General features: G+C 71.1%; 23 protein-coding genes and 2 pseudogenes. 12 read left to right on the top strand and 13 right to left on the bottom strand.

What is annotated here, in order from left to right; genetic code table 11:
• Positions 1-235 precede the first annotated feature (235 nt).
• Positions 236-475, bottom strand: a pseudogene (locus BM314_RS31085) (ribbon-helix-helix domain-containing protein); the annotation flags it as partial.
• A 254-nt stretch (positions 476-729) separates the two neighbouring features.
• On the opposite strand from BM314_RS31085, the gene BM314_RS26035 reads away from it, so the two are divergent.
• From BM314_RS26035 to BM314_RS26025, 3 genes and pseudogenes are all read left to right on the top strand, one after another.
• Positions 730-1,026: a VOC family protein gene (locus tag BM314_RS26035; RefSeq protein WP_091981273.1), complete on the top strand. Its 297-nt coding sequence runs from the start codon at positions 730-732 to the stop codon at positions 1,024-1,026.
• Positions 1,027-1,094: 68 nt separating this feature from the next.
• Entirely contained in the window at positions 1,095-1,631 is a 537-nt protein-coding gene (locus BM314_RS26030; RefSeq protein ID WP_244540040.1) for a gluconate 2-dehydrogenase subunit 3 family protein, read from the top strand.
• Positions 1,632-1,739: 108 nt separating this feature from the next.
• Positions 1,740-3,308: pseudogene (locus BM314_RS26025) on the top strand (GMC family oxidoreductase).
• Positions 3,309-3,431: 123 nt separating this feature from the next.
• On the opposite strand, the gene BM314_RS26020 reads toward BM314_RS26025, so the two are convergent.
• Positions 3,432-3,704: an usg protein gene (locus BM314_RS26020; RefSeq protein ID WP_020095930.1), complete on the bottom strand. Its 273-nt coding sequence runs from the start codon at positions 3,702-3,704 to the stop codon at positions 3,432-3,434.
• Between the two features lie 357 nt (positions 3,705-4,061).
• Positions 4,062-4,958, bottom strand: a complete 897-nt coding sequence (locus BM314_RS26015) for a LysR family transcriptional regulator (protein ID WP_020095931.1) — start codon at positions 4,956-4,958, stop codon at positions 4,062-4,064.
• 114 nt (positions 4,959-5,072) lie between these two features.
• Here BM314_RS26015 and BM314_RS26010 point away from each other — a divergent pair, with 114 nt between their 5' ends.
• The gene (locus BM314_RS26010) at positions 5,073-5,858 is read left to right on the top strand and encodes an SDR family NAD(P)-dependent oxidoreductase (protein ID WP_091981237.1); all 786 of its coding nucleotides are present in this window, start codon (positions 5,073-5,075) and stop codon (positions 5,856-5,858) included.
• A 118-nt stretch (positions 5,859-5,976) separates the two neighbouring features.
• Here the strand turns inward: BM314_RS26010 and BM314_RS26005 are convergent, their stop codons facing one another.
• From BM314_RS26005 to BM314_RS25995, 3 genes are all read right to left on the bottom strand, one after another.
• A complete protein-coding gene (locus tag BM314_RS26005) occupies positions 5,977-7,638 on the bottom strand; it encodes an ABC transporter permease (protein ID WP_091981235.1) in 1,662 nt (553 codons plus the stop codon).
• A gap of 16 nt (positions 7,639-7,654) precedes the next feature.
• Positions 7,655-8,680 carry an extracellular solute-binding protein gene (locus BM314_RS26000; RefSeq protein ID WP_091981233.1) on the bottom strand — a complete coding sequence of 342 codons (1,026 nt, stop codon included), beginning with the start codon at positions 8,678-8,680 and terminating at the stop codon, positions 7,655-7,657.
• Between the two features lie 82 nt (positions 8,681-8,762).
• Positions 8,763-9,809 (bottom strand): ABC transporter ATP-binding protein, encoded by a 1,047-nt coding sequence (locus BM314_RS25995; protein WP_091981231.1) that lies wholly within the window; start codon positions 9,807-9,809, stop codon positions 8,763-8,765.
• Between the two features lie 594 nt (positions 9,810-10,403).
• Here BM314_RS25995 and BM314_RS25990 point away from each other — a divergent pair.
• Positions 10,404-10,826: a hypothetical protein gene (locus BM314_RS25990; RefSeq protein WP_091981228.1), complete on the top strand. Its 423-nt coding sequence runs from the start codon at positions 10,404-10,406 to the stop codon at positions 10,824-10,826.
• Between the two features lie 266 nt (positions 10,827-11,092).
• Here the strand turns inward: BM314_RS25990 and BM314_RS25985 are convergent, their stop codons facing one another.
• The 4 genes from BM314_RS25985 to BM314_RS25970 all read right to left on the bottom strand — a co-directional run bounded on the left by BM314_RS25985 (position 11,093) and on the right by BM314_RS25970 (position 12,304).
• Entirely contained in the window at positions 11,093-11,311 is a 219-nt protein-coding gene (locus BM314_RS25985) for a hypothetical protein (RefSeq protein ID WP_020095937.1), read from the bottom strand.
• Positions 11,295-11,504, bottom strand: a complete 210-nt coding sequence (locus BM314_RS25980; protein ID WP_020095938.1) for a hypothetical protein — start codon at positions 11,502-11,504, stop codon at positions 11,295-11,297. Before BM314_RS25980 ends, BM314_RS25985 begins: the two co-directional genes overlap by 17 nt.
• Positions 11,505-11,517: 13 nt before the next feature.
• Positions 11,518-11,742: a hypothetical protein gene (locus BM314_RS25975; RefSeq protein WP_091981226.1), complete on the bottom strand. Its 225-nt coding sequence runs from the start codon at positions 11,740-11,742 to the stop codon at positions 11,518-11,520.
• Between the two features lie 241 nt (positions 11,743-11,983).
• Entirely contained in the window at positions 11,984-12,304 is a 321-nt protein-coding gene (locus BM314_RS25970) for a PsiF family protein (RefSeq protein WP_026605361.1), read from the bottom strand.
• A 170-nt stretch (positions 12,305-12,474) separates the two neighbouring features.
• On the opposite strand from BM314_RS25970, the gene BM314_RS25965 reads away from it, so the two are divergent.
• The gene (locus tag BM314_RS25965; RefSeq protein WP_348272748.1) at positions 12,475-13,956 is read left to right on the top strand and encodes a carbohydrate porin; all 1,482 of its coding nucleotides are present in this window, start codon (positions 12,475-12,477) and stop codon (positions 13,954-13,956) included.
• 202 nt (positions 13,957-14,158) lie between these two features.
• Entirely contained in the window at positions 14,159-14,464 is a 306-nt protein-coding gene (locus BM314_RS25960; protein ID WP_091927594.1) for a hypothetical protein, read from the top strand.
• Between the two features lie 348 nt (positions 14,465-14,812).
• Here the strand turns inward: BM314_RS25960 and BM314_RS25955 are convergent, their stop codons facing one another.
• A complete protein-coding gene (locus BM314_RS25955) occupies positions 14,813-15,400 on the bottom strand; it encodes a TetR/AcrR family transcriptional regulator (protein WP_056524163.1) in 588 nt (195 codons plus the stop codon).
• 141 nt (positions 15,401-15,541) lie between these two features.
• Between BM314_RS25955 and BM314_RS25950 the strand changes: the two genes are divergently transcribed.
• From BM314_RS25950 to repB, 5 genes are all read left to right on the top strand, one after another.
• Complete coding sequence (locus tag BM314_RS25950; RefSeq protein ID WP_091682109.1) at positions 15,542-15,940, top strand: RidA family protein; 399 nt, start codon at positions 15,542-15,544, stop codon at positions 15,938-15,940.
• A gap of 1,431 nt (positions 15,941-17,371) precedes the next feature.
• A complete protein-coding gene (locus BM314_RS25945; RefSeq protein ID WP_091981221.1) occupies positions 17,372-18,460 on the top strand; it encodes a replication protein RepA in 1,089 nt (362 codons plus the stop codon).
• 191 nt (positions 18,461-18,651) lie between these two features.
• Positions 18,652-19,989 carry a plasmid replication protein RepC gene (repC, locus tag BM314_RS25940; protein WP_091981219.1) on the top strand — a complete coding sequence of 446 codons (1,338 nt, stop codon included), beginning with the start codon at positions 18,652-18,654 and terminating at the stop codon, positions 19,987-19,989.
• A 121-nt stretch (positions 19,990-20,110) separates the two neighbouring features.
• Entirely contained in the window at positions 20,111-21,286 is a 1,176-nt protein-coding gene (gene repA / locus BM314_RS25935; RefSeq protein ID WP_020096188.1) for a plasmid partitioning protein RepA, read from the top strand.
• Positions 21,287-21,290: 4 nt separating this feature from the next.
• Positions 21,291-22,367 carry a plasmid partitioning protein RepB gene (repB, locus tag BM314_RS25930; RefSeq protein WP_091981216.1) on the top strand — a complete coding sequence of 359 codons (1,077 nt, stop codon included), beginning with the start codon at positions 21,291-21,293 and terminating at the stop codon, positions 22,365-22,367.
• A 126-nt stretch (positions 22,368-22,493) separates the two neighbouring features.
• Here repB and BM314_RS25925 read toward each other — a convergent pair whose 3' ends face one another.
• On the bottom strand, positions 22,494-22,949 hold the full coding sequence (locus BM314_RS25925) for a hypothetical protein (protein ID WP_139237879.1): 456 nt from the start codon (positions 22,947-22,949) through the stop codon (positions 22,494-22,496).
• 168 nt (positions 22,950-23,117) lie between these two features.
• Positions 23,118-24,146, bottom strand: a complete 1,029-nt coding sequence (locus tag BM314_RS25920; RefSeq protein WP_056524304.1) for an amidohydrolase family protein — start codon at positions 24,144-24,146, stop codon at positions 23,118-23,120.
• Positions 24,147-24,279 lie beyond the last annotated feature (133 nt).

Raw genomic sequence — 24,279 nt, 5'->3', positions numbered from 1 at the left:
AGCCCTCTGCATCGGCCATGCCGGGGGACGCGCCTCAGCCCTCGCCGCGGGCATCGCGCGACCGGACCGCGTCGCCGCGCAGGGCGCGCGCGGTCCGCGCGACGTGTCCGACGCCGACGTCACGGTCGTCGATCCTTTCCAGGGCGCTGTCGACGTCCCCCGCGACCCTGCCGCGCTGTTCCACGGCGCGCCGCTGCGCCGAGGCGAGGCGGTCCGCCTTCATCTCGAGGTGCCTCAGGCACGCGCACCGCAGGAGCGAGGCGAAATTGCGTGCCTCACCGTGGAGAGCGAGCACTTCGTCGTAGAGAAGGGTCACGAGGCGCGGAAGGGTCATGCCCTGAGCGGCGGCGATGTCCTCGAGCACGTTCCAGAACATCACCTCGATCCTGATCGAGGTCGAGTGTCCGCCGAGCCGGATGGAGCGGGTCTCGCCCTCGTAGTCGGCGGATGGCATCCCCGAGTACAGATTGCACATGTCCACCCCTGCGATCCGCGCCGCTCACCCGCGGCGGCCGCCCGCGCTTCCCCGGGATGAGGAACAATAATGCAGCGCGCGCCCGTTTCCACCGCGTCCCGGGCCCTGGCGCAACGCGCTCCGCGGAGCGTCGCGGGCCCGCTCCGCAGTAGCATGATACTACCACCGCACGCTGGAGCGGCTCTAAGTTTCCGCTCGGCGGGACCCCTCGGGGCCGTCGGCCTCGGGCCTCGACAGGGGGGATCATGCGCGACATGCCCGAGCGGATCCCCGCGATGATCCGGGTCCGGGACGCGGCGCGCTCCGCGCGTTTCTACCGGGCCGCCTTCCGCCTCGACACCGCCGACCGGCCCGGCTTCGAAACCTTCACCCCGATCGATCTCGCGCATGCCGCGTCCGGTCTCGCGTCGGAGCTGACGGTCAACACGGGCCACGACGGCGCCTGCGGCCTGGGCGTGGGGGCCGCCCGGGGCACGGCGCGCTCCTGCTTCATCGACGACCCGGACGAGCACAAGATCGAGGTGCTCGCCCGCGGTTGGCGCTTCGCCTGATGACCCGCGACGGCCCGCCATCGGCCGCCGCGGCACCGGCACGACCGACACGGACAGGGGAGGACGGGATGAGGATGCAGGAGACGGGCGCATACCTGTCCCGCCGCGGCTTCCTGGGCGCCGCCGGCTCGACGCTGCTCGCGGTCGCGGTCATGCCGGACGGCAGCGTGACCGGGCGGGCCTGGGCGCAGATGCCGAAGGCGACGAAGCCCGAGACCTTCGCCTCCCTCGTTCAGATGTCGCGCGACTGCTACCCGCACGACCGCGTCGCCGACAGGTACTACGCCGCCGCGGTGCAGATCCTCGACGACGCGGCGCGGACCGCTCCAGGAGAACTGACGCTCCTCGAGGACGGGATGGCCGCGCTCAACCGGACGGCCGTCGAGAGGCACCGCCTGCCCTACGCCAAAGTTCCGCAGGACACGGACCGGGCGGCCCTCCTCGAGACCATCGAGCCGACCCCGTTCTTCCAGAAGGTGCGGGCCAACCTGATCGTCGGTCTCTACAACCAGAAGGAGCTGTGGCCGATCTTCGGCTACGAGGGCGCCTCCTTCGACAAGGGCGGCTACCTGGAGCGCGGATTCGACGACATCGACTGGCTCTGACGGCGGCCCGGCGCCCGCGCCGGCGGCCGCGCGCGACACGCATTCACCGCTCGGTCCGACCATCCCGCGCGAAGACGGGACGGGGCTGATCCGCGGCAGGAGGAAACCATGTCAGCTCCCTACGACCTCAGCGACGGCTCCGTCTTCGTCATCGTCGGCTCGGGCGCCGGCGGCGGGACCCTCGGGACCCAGCTCGCGCTCAAGGGCATCGACACCGTCATCCTCGAGGCGGGCGACCGGCACGAGACCTTCGACTTCGTCAACGACGAGTGGGATTCGTTCGCCCAGCTCGCCTGGAAGGACAAGCGGCACGCCACCGGGCCGTGGCCGATCGCCAAGACGTTCCCCAACCTGCCGGCCTGGATCGTGAAGGCCGTCGGCGGCTCGACCGTGCACTGGGCGGGCGCGTCGCTGCGCTTCCAGGAGCACGAGTTCAGGACGCGCACGCATTACGGCGCCGTGAAGGGGGCCAACCTTCTCGACTGGCCCGTCGACCTCCCGGAGATGGACCCCTGGTACGCCATGGCCGAGAACCGGATGGGCGTCACGCGCACCAACGGCATCCCGGGCCTGCCGGGCAACAACAACTTCAAGGTGCTCGAGGCCGGCGCCCGCAAGATCGGCTACACGGAGGTGCATACCGGCCGGATGGCCATCAACTCCGAGCCGCGCGACGACCGCGCCGCGTGCATGCAGCTCGGCTTCTGCTTCCAGGGGTGCAAGTCGGGTGCGAAGTGGTCGACGCTCATCGCGGAGATCCCGAAGGGCGAGGCCACGGGCCGGCTCGAGGTCCGTTCGGGCTGCCAGGTGCTGCGGATCGAGCACGATCCCGGCGGCAAGGTCACCGGCGTGGTCTACGCCGACAAGGACGGCGTCGAGCACCGGCAGAGAGCGCGGGCCGTCGCCGTGGCCGGCAACTCCATCGAGAGCCCGAGGCTGCTCCTCAATTCGCACTCGGCGAAGTTCCCCGACGGTCTGGCCAACGCGTCGGGGCAGGTCGGGCGCAACTACATGCGCCACACGACCGGTTCGGTCTAGGCCATCTTCGAGAAGCCGGTCCACATGTACCGCGGCACCACGATGGCCGGCATCGTGCGCGACGAGGCCCGGCACGATCCGAGCCGCGGCTTCGTCGGCGGCTACGAGCTCGAGACGCTCTCCCTGGGCCTGCCCTTCATGGCGGCGTTCCTCGACCCGCAGACGTGGGGCCGCGATTTCGCCGGCGCCCTCGACAAGTACCGGAACATGGCGGGCCTCTGGATCGTGGGCGAGGATATGCCCTGTTCCGACAACCGCATCACCCTGTCGGACGACACGGATGCCTACGGGATGCCGGTCGCGTCGGTCCATTTCGCCGACCATCCCAACGACGAGGCGATGCGCGAGCACGCCTACAGGCAGGGCAGCGCCCTCTACGAGGCCGTCGGCGCGGTCCGCACCATCCGCACCCCGCCCTATCCGTCGACGCACAACCTCGGCACGAACCGCATGAGCGAGAAGCCCCGGGACGGCGTCGTCAACCGCTTCGGCCAAGCCCACGATGTCGAGAACCTGTTCGTCTCGGACGGCTCCCAATTCACGACCGGCGCCGCGGAGAATCCGACCCTCACCATCGTCGCGCTGGCCCTGCGGCAGGCGGACCACATCGCCAAGCGGATGAGTCGCGGCGAGATCTGAGCGCGGATCCTGCGCCCGCATCCGGCCGGCGCAGGCGATCTCCGCGATCTCCGCGACCATCGCGACCATCGCGATCGCGCTTCCCGCGCGGGCCCGCGGAAAGCTCGGCTCCCGCCCCCGGCGTCAGTGGAGGTGAAACTCGCTGCCGACGGCCCGCAATTCCGCGGGCCTGATCAGGCGGCTGTGGGCCACCTTCACCGAATGCAGCGGCCCATCGAGGGCGCCCTGCCAGAAGGCCAGGAAGCGCTTCAGCTCCGGGAAGACGGGGAAGAGATCGTGCTGCTGCCAGATGAAGGTCTGGAGCAGGTGGGGATGGTCGGGCAGGTGATACAGGATCTCGGCTGTCGTCAGGCTGTAGCCTTCCAGCTGACGACGGAAGGCGGTCGAAACGCTCATGGCGGCCCCTCCTGCGCGCATCGTGAGAGTGACCCACGACGAAGCAAGAAAGTTGCCGGCTGAGCTGTTAACAAACGCCGAATCGCCCGTGATCTCAGTCGGTTAGCACTCAGAGCGGCCGATGGCTGCCAGAGCGGTTCGGGGTCGCGCGCACGCGCGCGCTGCACCGAGGTCGGGCCGCGCAGGACGGGCTCGGCGACGCTCGGTTCCAGCGCCCGGACCGCGAGCCGGCCTCTCCGTCGCCGGATCTGATCCTGTTCAGGACCCAAGCGTCTCAAATATTGCGCGTCTTCGAGCAATGAAAATAAATATTACTGCAGTCGAGGCATCGCTCGTGAAGCGTCTGCCGCGCCAATGTCATTCCTCCACCGTCGCGTGGGCGGCGAGGAAATCGACGAAGCTTCGGATGCGCAGCGCCAAGCGCGCGTGGCCGACATAGAGGACGTGGACGTCCTCGGCATCGCCGGGGTTGAACGCCTCCAGCACCGGCACGAGCCGACCGGCCGCGAGATCGGCCGCCACATGGAACCGGGCGAGGCGGGCGATCCCGGCGCCGCCGAGCGCCATCAGGCGCACCACCTCGCCGGAATTGCCGTAGAAATTCCCCTGGATCGGCCGCTGGTTGAGACCGGCTCCGACGCGGAACGGCCAGGTATCGAGGGAGCGGCGGAAGCTGAAGTTGAGGCAATTGTGCGCCGCGAGGCCGTCGGGATGCTCCGGGACACCTTCCCGCGCGAGATAGGCGGGGGCGGCGACCACGATCATCCGGCTGCGCCCGAGGCGTCGGGCCCGCAGGCGGGTGTCGCGGAGTGGGCCGATCCGGATCGCGACGTCCGCCTGCGTGGCGGGCAGGTCGATCACCTCGTCGGTCAGGGCGAGATCCAGGCTCATCCGCGGGTGCTGCGCGAGAAAGCGCGGCAGGACCGGCAGGACGACGTGGGTCCCGTACGGGACCGAGGCGTTCACCCGGAGCCGCCCGCTCGGCTCGGCGGCGGTCTGGGTGAGGCCCCGCTCCATCGCGTCGAGTTCCGCCATCAGCTCGGCGGCCCGCTCGCGGTAGGCCTCGCCTTCCGGGGTCAGGGTCAGGGATCGGGTCGTGCGCCGGAGCAGAGCGACCCCGAGGCGCGCCTCGAGGCGGGCGACGGCCCGGCTCACGGCGGAGGGGGTTTGCCGCAGGGCCTTGGCGGCCGCCGCGAAGCTGCCGCACCGCGTCGCCTGGAGGAACGCCTCCATGTCCCCGAGCCGATTGTCCATCGCGCCGCCACTCGTGCACCGAAGTCACGATCATCGTGCCGCGATGCCTGCTACTCAGCAATCCGGCGGCCGTCCATCTCCCCGGGACCGACACGGCAACGAGGACGAACCGTCATGGATCTTCAGCTCACGGGACGAAGCGCCCTGGTCACCGGCTCGACCGCCGGGATCGGTCTCGCCGTGGCCAAACGGCTGGCCGCGGAGGGCGCGGAGGTCATCATCGCGGGGCGCCAGCAGGCCAAGCTCGACGCGGCCGCGGCCGCGGTCGCCGCGGCGGGCCGCGCGCGCGCGATCCTGGCCGATCCCGCCACGGCCGAGGGCGCTGCCGCGCTCGTGCGCGCGGCCCCCGCGGTCGACATCCTCGTCAACAATCTCGGGATCTACGAGGCCAAGGCCTTCCCGGACATCGCCGACGACGACTGGCACCGCCTGTTCGCGGTCAACGTCGTGTCGGGGGCCCGGCTCGCGCAGGCCTATCTCCCGGGGATGCAGGCGCGCGGCTGGGGGCGCGTCCTGTTCGTCTCGAGCGAGTCCGGGATCGTGCCGCCGCCCGACATGATCCACTACGCCGTGACCAAATCGGCCCAGCTGACGATCGCCCGCGGACTCGCGCAGCTCACCAAGAGCAGCGGCGTCACCGTGAACACGGTGCTGCCCGGGCCCACGCGCTCCGACGGGATCGGCGATTTCCTGAAGAGTGTCGCCTCCGATCCCGACCTGTCGCCCGAGGCGATGGAGGCGGAGTTCTTCCGGCTCCATCGGCCGCTGTCGCTGATCCAGCGCCTGATCGAGCCGGACGAGGTCGCCGCCATGATCGCCTACCTGGCGAGTCCCCTCGCCGCCGCGACCAACGGCGCCGCGCTCCGGGTCGAGGGCGGGATCGTGCCGACCATCGCCTGACCGCCGAGGCCCGCGACGCGGAGACGGGCGCGCGGCGCGGGCCGGATACCGGCGCGGGGAGCGGGCGGCGCGAAGGGCGGGCGATCGATCCCCGACCTCTCCCCGGCCTCTCCCCGGCCTATCCCCGGCCGGTCCGCGGCTCTTCCCCGGCCAACCGTCCTGGCCCGATCACGTTCCGGTCGAGCCTGAGCAGGAGCGTCACCGGGAGGAGACCGATCATCACGATGAGCACGGCGGCGACGGCGCCGTCCTCGTACGTGCCGCGCGCCGCCTCGCCGTAGAGATGCGTGCTCAACGTCTCGACGTTGAGGGGACGCAGGAGCAGCGTCACCGGCAGTTCCTTGGCGATGTCGACGAAGGCGAGGAGGCCGCCGCTCAGTACCGCGGGCCAGGCCAGCGGCAGCTGCACGGTGACCAGCGTGGCGAGCCGACCCCGCCCGAGCACCCGCGCGGCGTCGGGGATGGTGCGCGGGATCCGCGCGAAGCCGGCCTCGCTGGCGCCCACCGTGACGGTCAGGAAGCGCAGGGCGTAGGCGATGACGAGGGCGGCGCCGGTCCCGAGTCCCACCCGTGCGGTCGTCAGGCCGGCCTCGAACAACCCGGCCTCGACCAGCGCCAGAGGACCCAGGAGCCCGACCGCCAGCACGGTCCCGGGCATGGCGTAGCCGATCCCGGCCGCGCCGATGAGCAGGCGCCCGGCCCGGGCGCTCAGCAGGGTGGGAACGGCCGCCACCGCCAGGCCCGCCAGCACCGTCACCGCCGTGGCGAGGCCCGCGTAGTAGACCGTGTTGAGGGCCTGGGCGGCGAGCGCGTCGGGCAAGCCGCTCGCGTCGATCCGGCGCCACGCCTCGAGGCCGAGAGAGCCCGCCGGCACCAGGAATCCGATCGCGACGGGGGCCGTGCCCAGGGCCAGGGCCGCCCCGGCCCGCCAGCCGTCCAGCCGGCGGCGCGCGCCGGCCGTGTGGCGGCGGGCGCCCCCGGCATAGCCGCGGCCGGCCCGCGCGAGCCGTTCGAGGCCGACGACCGCGACCACCGCGGCCAGCATCACCAGCGCGATCTGCGCGGCGCCGGGCAGGTCCGAGCGGTTCACCCAGGTGGCGTAGACCTGCACCGTCAGCGTGCGCACCCCCAGGAACTCGGCCGCGCCGACATCGTTCAGCGCCTCCATCAGGGCGAGGCCGGTGCCGAGGGCGATCGCCGGCCGCGCGAGCGGGAGGGCGATCCGCAGGAAGCTGCGCCACGGCCCGGCCCCGAGCGTGCGCGCGGCTTCCAGCAGCGAGCCGGCCTGCATCAGGAACAGCGCGCGGGTCGGCAGATAGACGTAAGGGTAGAGCACGAAGCCGAGCAGCAGGCTGCAGCCCGGGAGCGAGCGCAGGTCCGGCAGGGCGAGATCGCGCGGGCTCGACAGGCCGAGCAGGCCCCGCAGCCCGACCTGGAACGGCCCGAGCGGGTGCAGCAGGTCGAGATAGGCGTAGGCGACCACGTAGGTCGGCATCGCCAGCGGCAGCAGCAGGGCGGCCTCGAGGAGGCGCCGACCGGGGAAGTCGAACGCCGCGACCAGCCACGCCGTCGCGGTCCCGAGCCCGATCACCAGGAGGCCGACGCCCGCGAGCAGCAGGGCGGTGTCGCGGATCGCCTGCGGCAGCACGTAGGCGGCGAGGTGCGGCCACAGCTCGCCGCCGCCCTCGGACGCCGTGAAGCCCAGGGAGATCACGGGCGCGAGCAGCAGCGCCGCCAGGGCGACCGCCCCCGCCCAGCCCAGAGAGCGGGTCACCGACATCCGGCCCGGCTCGAACTCAGTTGTCGAAGCCGACCTTGTCGACGAGCAGGCTCGCCGCCTTGCGGTTGCGGGCGATCTCGACGAGCGGCGTCGGATCGACGCTCAGCGGACCGAGTTCCGCGAGCAGCGGCTCGATCGGGGCGCCGGCCTTCACCGGATACTCGTAGTCGACCTTGGCGTAGAGCGCCTGCGCGGCGTCGGAGACGAGGTACTCGAGGAGCTTGACCGCCTGGTCGCGGTTCGGCGCGTTCTTGGCGACGACCGCCCCCGACACGTTCACGTGCGTGCCCCCGCCCTCGAAGGTCGGCAGCACGACCTTGATGGCCGCGCCCCATTTCTGCTGGTCCGCCCCGCCGCGACCCGAGCGCATCAGTCCGACATAGTAGGAATTGCCGAGGCCCACCTCGCAGAGGTCGGCCGCGATGTCGCGGGCCACGTCCCGGTCGCCGCCCGTCGCCTTGCGGGCGAGGTTGTCCTTCACGCCCCGCAGCCACGCCTCCGTCTTCTCCGCGCCGTGGCGGACGAGGAAGGCGGCGATCAGGGCGGTGTTGTAGGGATGCTGGCCCGAGCGCAGGCACACCTTGCCCTTCCAGCGCGGGTCGGCGAGCGATTCGTAGGTCTCGGCCGCGAGATCGTTCAGGCCCGTGTCGGCGTAGAGCACGCGCGCGCGCATCGAGAGGGCGAACCAGCGCCCGTCGGCGCCGCGCAGGGGCGCCGGCACGGCCGCTTCGAGCACGGGCGAGCGCACCGGCTGGGTCAGGTCGCGGTCGACGAGTTCGATCAGGTTGCCGATATCGACCGTCATGAGGACGTCGGCGGACGAGCGCGCGCCCTCCGCGGCGACCCGCTCGGCCAGCCCCTTCTCCACGAAGACCGTGTTCACGGTGACGCCGCTCTGCGCCGTGTAGGCGTCGAGCAGCGGCCGGATCAGGCCCGGCTCGCGGGTGGTGTAGAGGTTGACCTCGGCCGCGTAGGCCGGTCCGCCGAAGCAGAGAGACAGGCACAGGCTCGCCCAGGCTCCGGTTCTGCAGACGTCCAACATGATAAACCCCGTTCGTCGAGCGACGAGCCGGTGCTATACAGTAAGAATGCTCCCCTGCAAGGCGGATTTATTTAGATGTATTCTAATTACAATCTGACAACACTTGGACTCCGTCCGGCAGCGGGAAGACGTGGGCGCGCCCGGGCAGCAGCTCGATGCCGACCTGCTCGCCCGGGACGGCCTCCGGCGGGAGGTCGAGGCGCAGCGGCGCGCCGAGGCCCGCGACCGCGATGTCCAGGCGCAGGCGCGGCCCCGCGAAGGCCCGGCCCAGGATCCTGGCCGGCACCCCGGCACCCGCCGGCCCGAGGCGGATCGCCTCCGGGCGCAGGCAGACCTTGACCGCGCCCTCCGGCACGGCGTCGGGCCGGGGCAGCGTGCCGAGGGGTGTCGCGACGTGGCCGTCGACGGCGCGGCCCGAAATCTCGATGATCTCGCCGAGCGCCCGGGCGGCGAACGGCGTCGCCGGCGCGGCGTACAGCGCCTCGGCGCTGCCGCTCTGGACGATCCGACCCCGGTGCATCAGGACGATGCGGTCCGCGCAGGCGACCGCCTCGGCCGCGTCGTGCGTGACGAGGATCGCGCCGATGCCGTCCCGCCGCAGGACCGCCAGGGTGTCGGCGCGGACACGCTCGCGGGTGCCGGAATCGAGGTTCGAGAACGGCTCGTCGAGGAGCAGCACCCGCGGACGCGGGGCCAGCGCCCTGGCGAGCGCCACCCGCTGCGCCTCTCCGCCCGACAGCGTGCCCGGATAGCTGTCGGCGCGGTGTGCCAGCCCGACCTGATCGAGGCGCTCGCGGGCGATGTCCCGCGCGTCCGCGCCGCGGAGATGGGCGAGGCCGAAGCGGACATTGGCCAGCACGGTGAGGTGGGGAAACAGCGCGTAGTCCTGGAACATCAGGCCCACGCCGCGGCTCGCGGGCGGCGCGTTGCGGCCGCGCCCGGCGACGCGGCGATCGCCGAAGGCGATCTCACCCGCGTCCGGCGCGTCCAGGCCGGCGATGAGCCGCAGCAGCGTGCTCTTCCCGCAGCCGGAGGCGCCGAGCACCGCCAGGATCTCGCCCGGACCGAGCGTCAGCGACACGTTGTCCAGCGCCAGCGTCCGGCCGTAGCGTCGGCTCACGCCCGACACCGTGAGTTGCCCCGCAGCGGGACCTGAACCGGCGCCGGGCGACGCGTCGGTCGGAGAAGTCTTGCGGCGTCGAAACACGGGCAGGAGATCCGGCGGGCGACGGGCCCTCGATCGAGAACGGGTGGAGTCACCGTTCTCATCCGGCCCTCCGGCACGGCGCGGCCCGCCGGGCGGTGCGGCTCCAGGGTGTCGTTGGTTGGGCCGCCCCGGTACCTGACGCCCGGCTGTCTCGGCTCCGGTCTCCGGCGCCGCGGGTCCGGGGGGCGTAAGAAGGCTTGCCGCTGGGTCGTGCCCGGAAGTCCTGCCCGCGAGACTTGCCGCGGGGGCGTGTCCTCCTGGCTGCGCGGCCACACCGTATCGGTCGGCTCAGCACGCGACACGGCAGACGGTGCACGGCGCAATCGGTCATCGGCACGCCGGGAGCCGCTCTTGCCGAGGGATCGCGTTGTCTGGTCGATCGCGGCTCGGTGCCGACAGGTCAGGCGCGCGGAGATCCCGCGCTCTGCATTCATCAAATCAATCGAATTTGAAAGGTCATGGCAGCACTATTGAATTGGTTCGCTGCCATACTCCTCGCGTGCGGTGGGGGACATCATGCGCGCGTGGCTGGTGGCAGGTGTGGCGTTCTCTACACTTGTGGGTAGCATCGACACCGTCGAGGCGCGCGGGCGCGGGCGTCTGTTCTTCGGGCGGTCGTCGACGGCGCAGCGACCCGCGTCGCCTCCGTCTGTCGCCGCGACCGACACGGCCCCGAGCGGCCGTGCCGGCTACCGTCCCACCATCGCGATCGCGCCGGCCCCCATCGCTGCGGCCGTTCCTGCGGCGGCCGCGGCAGCGGTGGCGAACACGCCGGCCGAAGCGCGCGAGCCGGAGCTTCGGCCACAGCCGACCCTCCGCCGCCCGCCGCCCGAAACGCCGCGTGTCCAAGCGGTGCGCGCCGTCGCCCCGAGTTGCGAGACCGGGAGGCGCGTCGGCGGCGTCGACAGGGCGGAAGCCGGCTTCTGCCTGATCAACTAGATCGGGGATCCTGGCCGCCTCCCGATCGGGGCGGCGCAGCACGACGCGACGGTAGGGCCATCGCTCCGTCGACGTGGCGCGATCGGAGCGGAGGCGAGCGGTCGGTCCGCTCACTCGGCAGCATACGGAGGTCGGCTGTGCCGCGCTGCGGCCGAACGTTGCGTAGCGCAGCGTGGCGGATCGGCCCGCACGCGGGTGCGCGGCGCGTCGCTCTAGGACCCCGCCGGTCGATCCCTCAGCGGACAGGCTCCCGGTCTGGCCGGGGATTACTGCGCGCGTCCCGGCCCGTCTCTCAAGCCGAGCCGCAGAGCCCGCGCGAACAGGTCGCTGAGCGTGATCCAGTCAGCACCGTCGATCCGCCAGCGCGCGCAGTCGTCATCCGGCTCGACCGTGTACCCGCGGCACCGAAGCACGGCGACAGCGTCGAGCACCGGGTCATCCCCTTCGCCCAGGTGGGCATCCTCTCGGTCATGGGCGTGGGTCAAGGCTGACGCTCATCACATCCGCGAGTTGAAAGAGGAGGTCGCCCACGACACCGATCGGCAGCAGGACGCAGAACTCACTGTCGTCGGGCGACCGCAATCGGATCGCCAGTGTGCCGCCGCCGTCGATGACCTCGACCGAGCGCACCGCCGCAGCGCCCAGCACGTAGGGGACCGCGCTGTCCGAGACCGTCATCCTCGGAGGCCGATCACGCGATTTCCATCTCGAGCGCGACGTCGGCCAGATAGGCCGCGATGCGCGCGCTCGCCCGGGTGTCCGACGCTTCGATGATGAGGCCGGCGCCGCCGGGCGGGCCGTCGTAGCGCCGGAGAACGGATTCGGCCTTGAGCGCCGCCTCGCGCTCCGAGGTCGCGCGCAGGACGCGCCGATCGCCCTCGATGCGGATCAGGATGCGGAAGGGAGCGCGCTTCATGCTGGGACCGCCTCGGCCATCTGACCCGCGCCGTCGCGGCTCGATGGGTCAGTTACGGCGAGGCTGGCAAAACCGTTCCGCGACGGAGCGGGGGGAGAGTGAGGGGGACGTCGACCGCTTCGTGGAAGCCCGAGTGACGTTCAGGACGCCCGAGATCGGTCGGTATCTCGAACGGCATCCGTTTCACGCAGCCCTGACATTGGTCAGAAGCCGAACAGGGACGCGGTATGGGCGCAGGCGACTAACCTCTGAGGCACGTGCTCATGAACGCCTTGCGCTCGGCGCCCTTGAGGCTCTTGGCCGAGGCATCCGCATTGCAGCTCTTCATCTTCATCTGCTGCGGCGTCAGCTCCTTGGCCGGCGCGGCGCTCTTTCCCGCGAGGCAATCTGCCATGAAGCTCTTGCGGGCGGCGCCCGACAGCCGTTGCGTCCCAGCATCCACGTTGCAGGATTTCATCCGATCCCGCTGCGCGGTCTGAGCCGCCGAGGGTGCGGGGGCCTGCGCTCGGACGGACACCGTGCAGGCGAAGACGAGGGCCGAGGCGAGAGCGAGCGTACGCACGGTGGAGGACCTCCGGTGATGCGGAGAACCCTAGCGACCTGCGGTTGTACGAGCCAGCGTCAGTGCCGCGTCTGTCCCATCAATTCGCGGCGATGTCTCGCCACCGCCGTCGTCGAATGGTCACGAGGCTATGCCTTCGTTCGCCGAGCCCGATGTCTCCAGAGGTCCTGGTGCGCTCTGTCATCTGCGCCCTCGCTGGCATCACGCTCGTTCTCATCGCGCCGGTCGGCCGTGCCTTGGCCGAACCGGCCGCGGATCCGCTGGCGACGGCCGCGCGGATCGCCGCGGAGGGCCTCGCCATCGGTTCACCCTCCGGCGCAGGCGGCGATCCGCAGACCTCGGTCGCTCAGCCCGTGTTCTCGGCCGGTCGCGCGGCGGAGGTCACGACCTCGTTCCAGCCTCTCCTCGGAGCCGCCGGCGATCCCGGCGGGTTCCGCGCCTTCCTGGAGAGCCGCGGGATCACCTTCGGCCTGATCAGTGTGGCCGAGACCTACCGCAACCTGCGCGGCGGCCTGCGGCGGGGTTCCACGGGCCTGACGCTGCTCGATCTCGACGTCGATGTCGATCTCGACACACTCGCCGGGTGGAAGGGGGCGACGGCCCACGCCACCGTCTACCAGATCCAGGGCAGCGGAGCCTCCCGCAGCCGCGTCGGCAACCTCATGACGATCAGCGAGATCGAGGCCCTGCCGGCTTCGCGACTCTCGGAGCTGTGGCTGGAGCAGAGCCTGTTCGACGACAGGCTGTCCGTCCGTATCGGCCAGCTCTCCGCCGACACCGAGTACATGGTGAGCCAGACCAGCATCCTGTTCACCAACGGTACCTTCGGCTGGCCGGAGATCTTCGCCGCGAACATGGTGGACGGAGGGCCGGCCTATCCGCTCTCGGCGCCGACCGTCCGCCTGAAGTACGTCCCGACGCCCGATCTCTCGTTCCAGGCGAGCGTGATCGACGGCACACCCGGCGGCGGCCGTCCCCGCTCGGGCGTAGACCCGCAGCGCCGCAATCCGAACGGTATCCGCTTCCCCGTCTCCGACCCCCCGCTCGTCATCGCCGAGGTCGCCTACGCCTACAACGCCCGTCCGGGTTCCGAAGGCCGGCCGGGCACCGTCACGCTGGGCGGCTGGTACCGCTTCGGCCGCGTCGATGCCCTCACGCCGGATCCGGTGAGTGGCCTCGATCGGAGGGTTTCGGGCAATTCGGGCCTCTACGGGCTCATCGACCAGACGATCTACCAGGAGCCGGACGATCCCAACGACGGCGCCAGCGTCTTCCTGCGTGCGTCCGTCTCGCCGGGGGACCGCAATCTCGTGGACCTCTACATCGACGGCGGCATCGCCTATCGCGGCCTGATCCCCGGACGGTCGGACGACACGCTGGGCCTCGCCGTCGGCATCACCCGCATCTCCCCGGCGGCACGCCGGCTCGATGCGATCGCCGCGCTCCAGAGCACGACACCCGCACCGCGCCGGAGCGCCGAGATCTTGCTCGAAGCGACCTATCAGGCCGTGCTCGCGCCCGGCATCGCCCTGCAGCCGACGGTGCAGTACATCGCCCATCCGGGTGGCGGGATCGCCAATCCGCGCGATCCTGACGGCAAGCGGGTGCGCGGCGCCGCGGTGTTCGGCCTGCGTGCCATCACCCGCTACTGAGGTGAACGCGGCCCGCTTGCGTGCCCCCGCGCGCGCCGAGCGCGTTGCGGTCTCGGGAGGAGCGCGGCGGTTCGGCGCGAGCTCACGTCCGCGGGTGCGGGACGTCGCGCGCGGGAAGCCGCCTGTGTGGCCGCGGCATCGGAACGCCCCGTCGGCTGACGGGTTTGTGAGCCGGCAGAAGGGGTCAGGTGAAGGTAGCGGTATGGCATCGATCCGGGAGATCGCGGACACGCTGAGGAGGATCGCCGCGCCGGGCATGAAGCCGAAGGCGATCCGTTCCGCCATCCGTGAGCGGCATCCGGAGGCGAGCAAGAAGGAGATCGTCCGCGCCGCGTTCTACGCCGTGACAGAAGGGCGGACCGCTACCGAGGGCGCGACCGCGGAGCTTCACGACTTCGCGCTGGCTGAGCGCATCGCCGAGGACAACGCGGACGTGGTCTTGAAAGCGAGCAAGCGCAAGAGGAAGAAGCGCTCGTCGGACGCATCAGACCGATCGCCGGCGCACTGAGCAGGGCGCGCATCGTCCGGTCTCTGCACGCTGGAGATCCGCTTCCGGGACACGCGCCGATACGCTCTGACGGCAGGGTCGGGTCGGTGGGAGGCCGTCCGCATTCGCAGCGGTCGCGCTCCACGGCGGCCATTCCGCTCTCGGCCAGCATCCGCCATCGCGCGACGCCCGCCTGAACGTCTCAGACGGATGGCTTCCGGCTGGTCGGCTTTTGAGCGACATAGGTCCGGAGCAGACGTCGTTCTCGTCTCCTCTCTCGCTGTTCGTGCGCTGGCCACCCTGCAAGGTGTCCCCCGACGAACGCGTAGCGCGCGCCCGCGGATGACGCGTCCAGACCGGTGGGGCGGCCTACTTGAGGAGGCCGTTCGCCAAGCACCGGAAGGCCTCGGTGGCCCTGGCGAGGACGGCCGGCGGATCGTCGGACGCGGCGACCCAGAGCGCGGCGTTGAGCGCCGCGCCGTTGATCAGGCGCGCCGCGGCCTCGGCATCGACAGGCTTGACCGTCCCGGCCTCCACGAGGGCCTGGATCGTCTCGGTCGTCGTGCGCAGGCAGGCGGTCTGGCCCGGCCACCGCGACGGATCGCCCAGCACTGCCGGTCCGTCGAGGAGCACGATGCGCTGGATCTCCGGCTCGAGGGCCAACTCGATGTAGGCGACGCCCTCGTCGAGGAAGCCGAGCCAGGGCGTTGGCGCCCTCTCGCGCGCGACCCGCGCCTTAGCGACCATCTCGGCGTCGAGCTGCGCGATGACGGCCTGAAGCAGGCCCTTCTTGTCGCCGAAGTTGTGATAGAGCGCGCCACGCGTCAGGCCGGCCGCTTCCGTCAGCTCATCCATCGACGCCGCTGCGTAGCCCTTCTCGGCAAAGGCTGCACGCGCCGCGCGGATCAGCCGCGCGCGGGTTTCCTCCATCTTCAGCGCGCGCCGTCCCGATGCCACAGGATGCCTCGATCCTTCGCGGATGCCCGCATGTGTTGACATACGTCGCGTATGTCACGATGTTCCTACATACGCGGCGTATGTGAATGGTGCCGCGAGGTCGATGGAAGCCGTCGGCACCCTTCGCAGAGGACACGCGATATGTCGAAGCGCGATGCAGTCTTTCCGCCCGGACGGCAAGCCCTCTACGACAAGCACCGCTACTCGGCCGCGATCCGGTCCGGCGACCTGCTTTTCGTCTCTGGCCAAGTCGGCAGCCGCGAGGATGGCTCGCCTGAACCGGATTTCGGTGCGCAGGTTCGCCGTGCCTTCGACAGGCTGAACGCCGTTCTCGCGGCGGCCGGCTGCAGTTTCGACGACGTGGTGGACGTGACAACCTTCCACACCGACCCTGAAACGCAGTTCGACACAGTGATGGCGGTACGCGACGTAATGATCGGCGAACCGCCTTATCCGAACTGGACTGCCGTCGGCGTGACCTGGCTCGCGGGCTTCGACTTCGAGATCAAGGTCATCGCCCGTCTTCCGACCCCGGTCTGAGTCGGTGTTCGGCTCGGACGATGCCGGGAAGAATCGCCAAGCCGCTTGTTCCTCCACGGTCCCGATACCGGCATCATCGTCGATGAGACAGATTTAGACGATCGCTCCTGACCCTGTACGAACTTTGAACTTGGATCACCGCGTGGGGCCCATCACCCGGCGAGGAGCCCCGCCGATTGGACCACCACAACCGCGAGCATGCAGACCGCCGCCGCGGCCGCCGCGTACGACACGATTTTCGTGAATCCCTTCATGGATCTCCTCCTGACAAATCGGATCTTCGGGCGTCGACAGAGATCGCGGCGCGCGACCGTGCTCCGGGAAGGCAAGACGGCCCGGATCGCCGCGTCACACACCGTATCGGGGTGTCACGTCGTCAACGCTTCTCGGTGGCGAGCGTAAACAACGACAGGAAGATTCGGTTCACCTCGGATGCGCGCGTCCTGTCCTCAAGCGACAACTTGCCGCTCGCGACGCGGCACGTCCTGGAACTTCGCAGTCGATAGGTGAGCGGGACGCGCGGCCCGCGCAGGGGCGCACGGGGCGTCCATGACCGGCCCGGTGCCGACGCCCGTCGCGCGAGCGGCCCGAAGGCGCCCTCCCCTCCCCTCCCGGTCCCGCTCCGTAGCGCTCCGATGTGTCGGGCGGTCACCGACCGCGTCGTCGCGGGCCGCGACCGGATGCCCGACCGTCTCTGGGCCACGCGGACCTTCCGGTCAGCGACGCCACTGGCCGACGCGTCGCCGCACCACCATCCTGATCCTGCGGTGCGCGGCTCGCATCTGGGTCGTCCCTGCCGATCGGTTCACGCCGCCTCACGGGCGCGCGGGTTACGGTCCGCCGCTGGAAGCGCGTCGGCGAGGTCCCGAGCAGGCCGGGTCGCCACCCTTCGTGCGGCTGATCGCACGCCTCGCGTCTCTGTCCTGTGGCGTCCGAGCGCACCCGAGACGCGTCGCCGGTCAGTGGCTCCCCAACGCGCTGGTGCCGGGCCTGCCGACGCGACCGCTTACAAAAATCAGCGCCCCCGGTCCGCTCCTGAGAAAACTCAGCGCGGTCCAAGCGGTGTCCGACGGCGCGGGACTTACAAAAATCAGCGCAAGTGGACGCGCCTGCCGCGGTTTGGAAGGTCGCCAAGCGCCCTCACCCGTCACCGACGGCGTGCGCCACGCTGACTTTTGCCAGCGGACGGTCGGCGAGCGCTGATTTTTCGCACTCGCGCCGCCGCGACCGGCGCCAACGGCGGTCGCAGCCGTGCCGGGACGCCGTCGCGGCTCGACCGCTGGGCGGCCGTGGGTCGCCGACGCTGAGTTTTGTAAAGAATCCCGGTCGGCGCGCTGAGATTTGGAAACCCGATGATTGCGCCCGGTCGGCGACTCGCGACTGATAGCCTCCAAATTGCCCTGTGCTCGGCACGAGGAGAGCGAGACCGGCATGAACGCGGCAGAGACCCGCCAGCTGAGCCTGTGGGAGCAGAGCCTGCTGCGCCCCGAGGCCGGAGCCGACCGGCCGACGACCGGGCTCGGTCCCGCGCTCGACGGCCGCATGGATGTGTCGTTCCTCCACAAGGGCTTCTGCATCGCCGGCCTGCCGCTGCGCCGGCCCAAGAACACGATGGAGCCGTGGAACCGGCGCGACGGTCGCTTCTCGCTGACCGTCGAGCCGGCCCGGTTCGTCCTGCCCAACGGGCGCCAGATCGAGGTGGGCGTCCCGTTCGGACCCAAGGCGCGCCTCCTCTCCATGTGGCTGGCCACGGAGGCCCGCGATCCGCGCCGGAGCGCCGGCGACCGCTGGATGGAGATGGGGCGGATCACCGAGTGGTTGAAGGCCGTCGGTTTGCCGGTCACGGGCGGCGAGCGGGGCTCGATCGGGCCGACCAAGGACCAGCTCGTCCGGCTGAGCTTCCCCATCTTCACGATGGTCCTGAACGGCGACGAGGGCGGCCACGTCTTCAAGCGTGAGAGCCTGATCGAGGGGGGCGCGTTCAAGGATGACGACCTCGAGGTCTGGGCCGCCGGGGGACACAGCGCCATGCGCTGGCCGGAAGCGCTGATGCTCAGCCAGAACGCCTACGACCGCTTCACGCGGCACTCGATCCCGGTGCCGACCGCCAGGCTGCGCCAGGTCGCCCACAACGCCATGGCGATCGATATCCTCGTGTACCTCTGCTACCGGCTGCCGCTGCTGTCGCGCGGGGAGAGCGAACTGCTGACCTGGCGCGATCTGATGGCGCAGTTCGGATCCTCGGAATTCGCCTCCCGCTTCAAGCAGGCCTTCTCGGAATCGATCAAGCGCACCCTCGACGCGTACCCGGAAGCCAACGTCGCGATGACGGACGAGGGTCTGGTGCTGCGGCACTCGGATCCGGCGGAGCTGCGGCGCGCCTTCGTCGCCGTCGCGGGGGGCCCGACCCGTCGCGCCCGTGCCGCGCCGCGGGCGCGCAAGGCCGCGTGGGTCCCGGATCAGACGGGCCCCTGCGAGAGCGCGGACCTGCTGACGCCGGCCGGTGCCGCGCGCGCCTGACGGCGGGCCACCCCCACTCCTCTAGACGGAGCAACCCGGCAAAAGAAAAGGCCCCCGAGACGTTCGCCCCGGAAGCCCTCTCTGTCGTCTGGACAACCTCAGAGAATCACTCCCGGACATCGCTGTCAACCACGCGACGCGGCCATCGCCTCGGCGGGCGCTGCTCTCTTGCCTCATCGCGGGCGAGGACCATGCATCCCGGACACGAACCCACGACGCCCTTCGGGCGGCGACCGCTCTCGCTCGGCATGATGGCCGCGCAGGCGGCGGCCAAGGCCTGCCCCGACGACGCGGTCGGGCACAAATGGCGCATCTTCCGCGACGTGACCGAGGCGAAGGATCACCTCGCCGTCTCGGACCGCGCCCTCGCGGTGCTGAGCGCGCTGCTCACGTTCCATCCCGAGACGGCGCTGTCGCCCGGCTCGCCGCTCGTGGTCTTCCCGTCGAACCGCGAATTGTCGCTGCGGTCGCACGGCCCGTCCCCGGCGACGCTGCGGCGCGCGCTGGCCCAGCTCGTCGCGGCCGGCCTGGTGATCCGGCGGGACAGCCCGAACGGCAAGCGCTATGCGCGCCGCGACGGCGCCGGCGCGATCGCGCGCGCCTTCGGGTTCGACCTGACGCCGCTCGTGGCGCGCGCGGGGGAATTCGCCGCGCTCGCCCGGGCGGTGCGGGCGGCCGCGCGCCGGCGCCTGCTCCTGCGCGAGGAGATCGCCCTGCACCGCCGCGACCTGTCGAAGATCCTCGCCCTGGCCGCCGAATCCGGATGGCCCGGGCCCTGGGCGGCGCTCGCGGACCGGTTCGCGGCCTGCGGCGGCATGCCGGGTCGGACCGCCGGCGAGCCCCACCTGCACGCCGCCGCCGAACCGCTGCGCGCGCTGCGCCGGGAGGTGGACAAGTGGCTGCCAAGTTTGGCGAATGCGCCGGAAATGGTCGGCACTGCGTCTCACGGTGAGCGCCACCATCAGAATTCAGATCCAGATCCTGCTGACGATTCTGAACGGTGCCCCCGGCGAGGCCCGGCCGGAGCCGCGCGATCCGACGTCGCTCCCGCGCCCGGCCAGCCGCGTCCCCTCCCCGCGCCGATCCCCTCTTCCCTCCCCTCGCCCCTGCCTCTGCCGATGGTGCTCGAGGCCTGTCCCGACGTCGTGCTCTACGCCCGCGACGGCATCCGGAGCTGGTCCGATCTGGCCGGAGCGGCGGAGGTCGTTCGTCCGGCGCTGGGAATCGGTCCGGACGTCTGGGAGGCGGCCCTGGCCGCGATGGGGCGGGACCACGCGCTGGCGGCGCTGTCGGCGATCCTCCAGCGCGCCGAGTCGATCGGCGCGCCCGGCGCCTATCTCCGCGACCTGACGCGGAAGTCCCGCTCCGGTCGGTTCTCGGCCTGGCCGATGCTCTTCGCCCTGTGGCGCCAGCGCCGTCGAGCGTCAGCCGACGGCCCAAGCGGTCCCGTCCGCGTCGCGGGAGTTGACCGCGGTCAACACGCTCGCCCGCTCGGAAGCGGAGCGGCGCGAGCGTCAACATTCTGTTAAGGTTGACTGTGATCTTGTCACGGTGCGGCGGCGTTTGCGGCCGAGAAAACCGTGACAGGAGTTCGGAACCGTGGCCAGCCCCGCGGCGCTCGCCGCCCTACCCTCTTCGGGGTCAACCTCCATGGCGATGCACGATCTGATCGCCGGCGACGCGCAGGCGCTGTCGGCCAAACTGCAGTCGCACCGGCAGCGGCTGTTCCCGCCCGAGGCGCGCAAGCAGCTGCGGCGATTCTCGTCCGGCGAGGCCGCCAAGCTGATCGGGGTCGACGACGGCTACCTGCGGCGCCTCTCGCTCGACGGCAAGGGGCCCGCCCCCGAGATCGGGCCGTCCGGGCGGCGATCCTACTCGAGCGCCGACATCCAGGCGCTGCGCGGCATGCTGGACGAAGGGGCCAAGACTGGCCGGCGGTACCGGAAGGAGCGGCGGGCCGAGGAGCATCTCCAGATCATCGCGGTGGTGAATTTCAAGGGCGGCTCGGGCAAGACCACCACGGCGGCCCATCTCGCGCAGCACATGGCGCTGCAGGGCTACCGCGTCCTCGCCGTCGACCTCGACCCGCAGGCGAGCCTGTCGGCCCTGCACGGGATCCAGCCCGAATTCGACGTGCGGGACAACGAGACCCTCTACGCCGCGATCCGGTACGACGCGGCGCGCCGTCCCCTGACCGACGTCATCCAGAAGACCTACTTTCCGGGCCTCGACCTCGTGCCGGGCAATCTCGAGCTGATGGAATTCGAGCACGAGACACCGCGCGCCCTCCTCCAGCGGAGCAGCGACGGCGATTCGCTGTTCTTCACGCGCTTCGCCCAGGCCCTGGCGCCGGTCGCCGACCGCTACGACGTGGTCGTGGTCGATTGCCCGCCGCAACTCGGCTACCTGACGCTCTCGGCCCTGTGCGCGGCGACCAGCGTGCTCGTCACCGTGCATCCGCAGATGCTCGACGTGATGTCGATGTGCCAGTTCCTGCTGATGACCTCCGAGATGCTCGGGGTCGTCGCCAAGGCCGGCGGCGACATGAACTACGACTGGATGCGCTACCTCGTCACGCGCTACGAGCCGACCGACGGTCCGCAGACCCAGATGGTCGCGTTCATGCGGACGCTGTTCGGGGAGCGCGTGCTCACCAACGCGATGCTGAAGAGCACGGCGGTCTCGGATGCCGGCATCACCAAGCAGACCCTGTTCGAGGTCAGTCGCGACCAGTTCACGCGCGCGACCTACGACCGCGCGATGGAGAGCCTGGACGCGGTCAACGGCGAGATCGAGGCGCTGATCCGCACGGCATGGGGACGCTGATCCGATGGCCCGCAAGAACCTCCTCGCCGGCCTGCTCGATCCGGCCGACCAGACCGAGTTGACCGCGGTCAACTCGCCCCGCGACGACGCGGCGGCCGGACGATCGGAGCGGGGCCCCGCCCCGGCCGTTCCCAGCTTCACCGGCCGCGGCGCGGTCGGCGCGATGAGCCGGTCCCTGGAGCGCCTGACCTCCGAGGTCGTCTCGGCGCGCGCCGCGGAGGACCAGCTCAGGTCCGGCAGCGTCGCGGTCGATCTCGATCCGGGCCTCGTCGACCCGTCGCCGGCCCCCGACCGGCTGCCGGTGATCGACGGCCCCGGCGAGGACGCCTTCGTGGCGGTCATCCGGGCGCAGGGGCAGCAGACCCCGATCCTGGTGCGGCCCCATCCCACCGTCAGCGGGCGCTATCAGGTCGCGTTCGGCCACCGGCGGCTGCGGGCCGCGGCCGCGCTGGGGCGGCCGGTCCGCGCGCTGGTGCGGACGCTCACGGATGCAGAACTCGTCGTCGCCCAGGGTCAGGAGAACAACGCGCGGGCCGATCTCAGCTTCATCGAGCGGGCCGCCTTCGCCCTGACGCTGGAGCGGCTCGGGCACGGGCGCGACGTGATCATGGCCGCCCTGCTCGTCGACAAGACCGAGCTGTCGCGCCTGATCGCGGCGCGGCGCGCCCTGCCCGATTCCGTGATCGCCGCCATCGGTCCCGCCCCGAAGGCGGGACGCCGCCGGTGGATGAGCCTCGCGGATCGCCTCGCCAGCCCGGAGATGCGGGCGCGGGTCGATGAGATCGTCGCCGCGGACGCCTTCGCGACCCTGTCCTCCGACCAGCGGTTCGTGCGCGTGTACGCGGCCGTGGCGCCGGTCCCCGTCCCGGCGCCGCCGGTGGTCCGCGCGGGGCCGGAGGCGGGGCTGGCGGAGGACGGGCGCCGCTTGGCGCGCATCGAGCGGACCCCGACGACCGTGGGCCTGATCATCGACGAGACGCTCCATCCCGCCTTCGGCGACTTCCTCGTCGCGCGCCTCCCCGAGCTGTTCGCGGCCTACGAGCGCGAACAGGCGCGCGGCCCGGAGCGATCCGGGCTCTGAGGTCGCGCCGCGCGGGCCTCGCGCCGCCGGGGCGGACCGGTCGCGAGGCCGCCGGTTCCCGAGATCCGCCGCGCGCGATCCGCCCGCACGGGGGAGGGGGCTCCGGCGCGCTGCGTGAGGCGCCGGCTACCTGCAGGCCTCGGCCCGCTTGTCGATCAGGCCGCGCAGCCCGGAGAGGCTGATCTCCTCCGTCATGGCCTCGTGCCATCGGTCCAGCAGGCGGATGCTGAAGCGTCGACCGGCCAGAATATTTTTCAATACGTCCCCATTCAGCGTGATCACTCCGGCGTCCTGCATCTGCGTTGTGGGAAACATCGCGTTTGAAACAGGTCCGTCGTCGATCCGATACTGATAATTGAAGATGGAATTCTTCGGTAGGCCGGTGATCTCGATGCGGTCGCCGACGATCTGGATGCGCGACCGCGCCTTCGGCGCCAGAACGCAGGCGGCGTCGCCGCTCGACGGGGCCGCCGATTTCCTGAGCACCCAATCGCCCTCGCCGGCGACCGTCTGTCCGGCCTCCTGAGCGTGGCCCAGGCCCGCGACAAGGCAGAGCGCGACGGCGCAGATCGTGACCCTCATGAACGACATCCCCGCTTCACCCGCCGGTCCGGCCCTGGGACCAACATCGTTCGCGCGGCGGCGCCGTCGATCTGAGACACATTCGCCCGGTCACCGGCAGGCGCGCACCGGCGGACCCGCGATCTGGTCCGCCCCGCCTCTGCGGCTCCTCCGAGGCCCTCGGCGGCCCTACGGCGTCACGCCGGCCGACCGGAGCCGCGCCGCGAGGCGCGGATACACGCGCAGCGCGTTCCCGGCGTAGATCTTGGCCCGGTCCGCGTCCGGGATCGCCGCGGCCTCGACGTAGCGCTTAGTGTCGTCGTAGGCGTGGCCGGTCTCGGGATCGACCCCGTTCACCGCGCCGACCATCTCGGAGGCGAACAGCACGTTCTCGCGCGGGACGACCTTGAGCAGCAGGTCGATGCCGGGCTGATGGTAGACGCAGGTGTCGAAGAAGACGTTGCGCATCAGCTCGGACAGCGGCGGCCGCTTCATGTCCTGGGCCAGTCCCCGGTAGCGTCCCCAGTGATAGGGCACGGCACCCCCGCCGTGCGGGATGATCAGGCGCAGCGTCGGGAAGTCCTTGAACAGGTCCGAGGTCACGAACTGCATGAAGGCGGTGGTGTCGCCGTTGATGTAGTGCGCCCCGGTCGCGTGGAAGTTGGGATTGGCCGAGGCGCTGACATGCACCATGCCGGGCACGTCGAGCTCGACCATCTTCTCCCAGAGCGGGTACCAGAACCGGTCGGAGAGCGGCGGATCGGTCCAGTAGCCCCCGGACGGGTCCGGGTTGACGTTGCAGCCGACGAAGCCGAGCTCCTTGACGCAGCGCTCGAGCTCGGCCGTGCAGTTCTTGGGCGAGACACCCGGCGATTGCGGCAGCTGGCAGACGCCGACGAAGTTCTGCGGCATCAGGCTCGTCACACGGTGGATCATGTCGTTCGACACGATCGACCAGTCGAGGCTGGTGCGGGCCGTGCCGATATGGTGGCCCATCCCGCCGGCCCGCGGCGAGAACAGCGCCAGGGAGATGCCGCGCTCGGACTGGAGCTTGAGCTGCCGCCCGCTCACGCTGGCGCGCACCGCGTCGTCGCTGACTTGCAGGTCCGACGGCTTGGGGGACTGGCCCGGGTCGTTGAGCGCGCCGATCTGGCGCTTGCGCCAGTCCAGCATGGCGGCCGGCTCGGTGGTGTAGTGCCCGTGGCAGTCGATCACCAGACCCGTGTAGCGCGACGGCTCGGCCCGCGCGGCGCCGGCCGTCAGCGCCGCCGCCCCCAGCCCCGCGAGGCGGCCCAGGAAGCCGCGCCGGGGCAGGCAGCACGCGCAGCCCGCGCCGGCGACCGGCGTGGCC

The organism is Methylobacterium sp. 13MFTsu3.1M2, from assembly GCF_900112625.1.
GTDB lineage: Bacteria > Pseudomonadota > Alphaproteobacteria > Rhizobiales > Beijerinckiaceae > Methylobacterium.
Note: the sequence above shows the minus strand (reverse complement) of the source record. Positions and strands in the feature narration are given on the sequence as shown.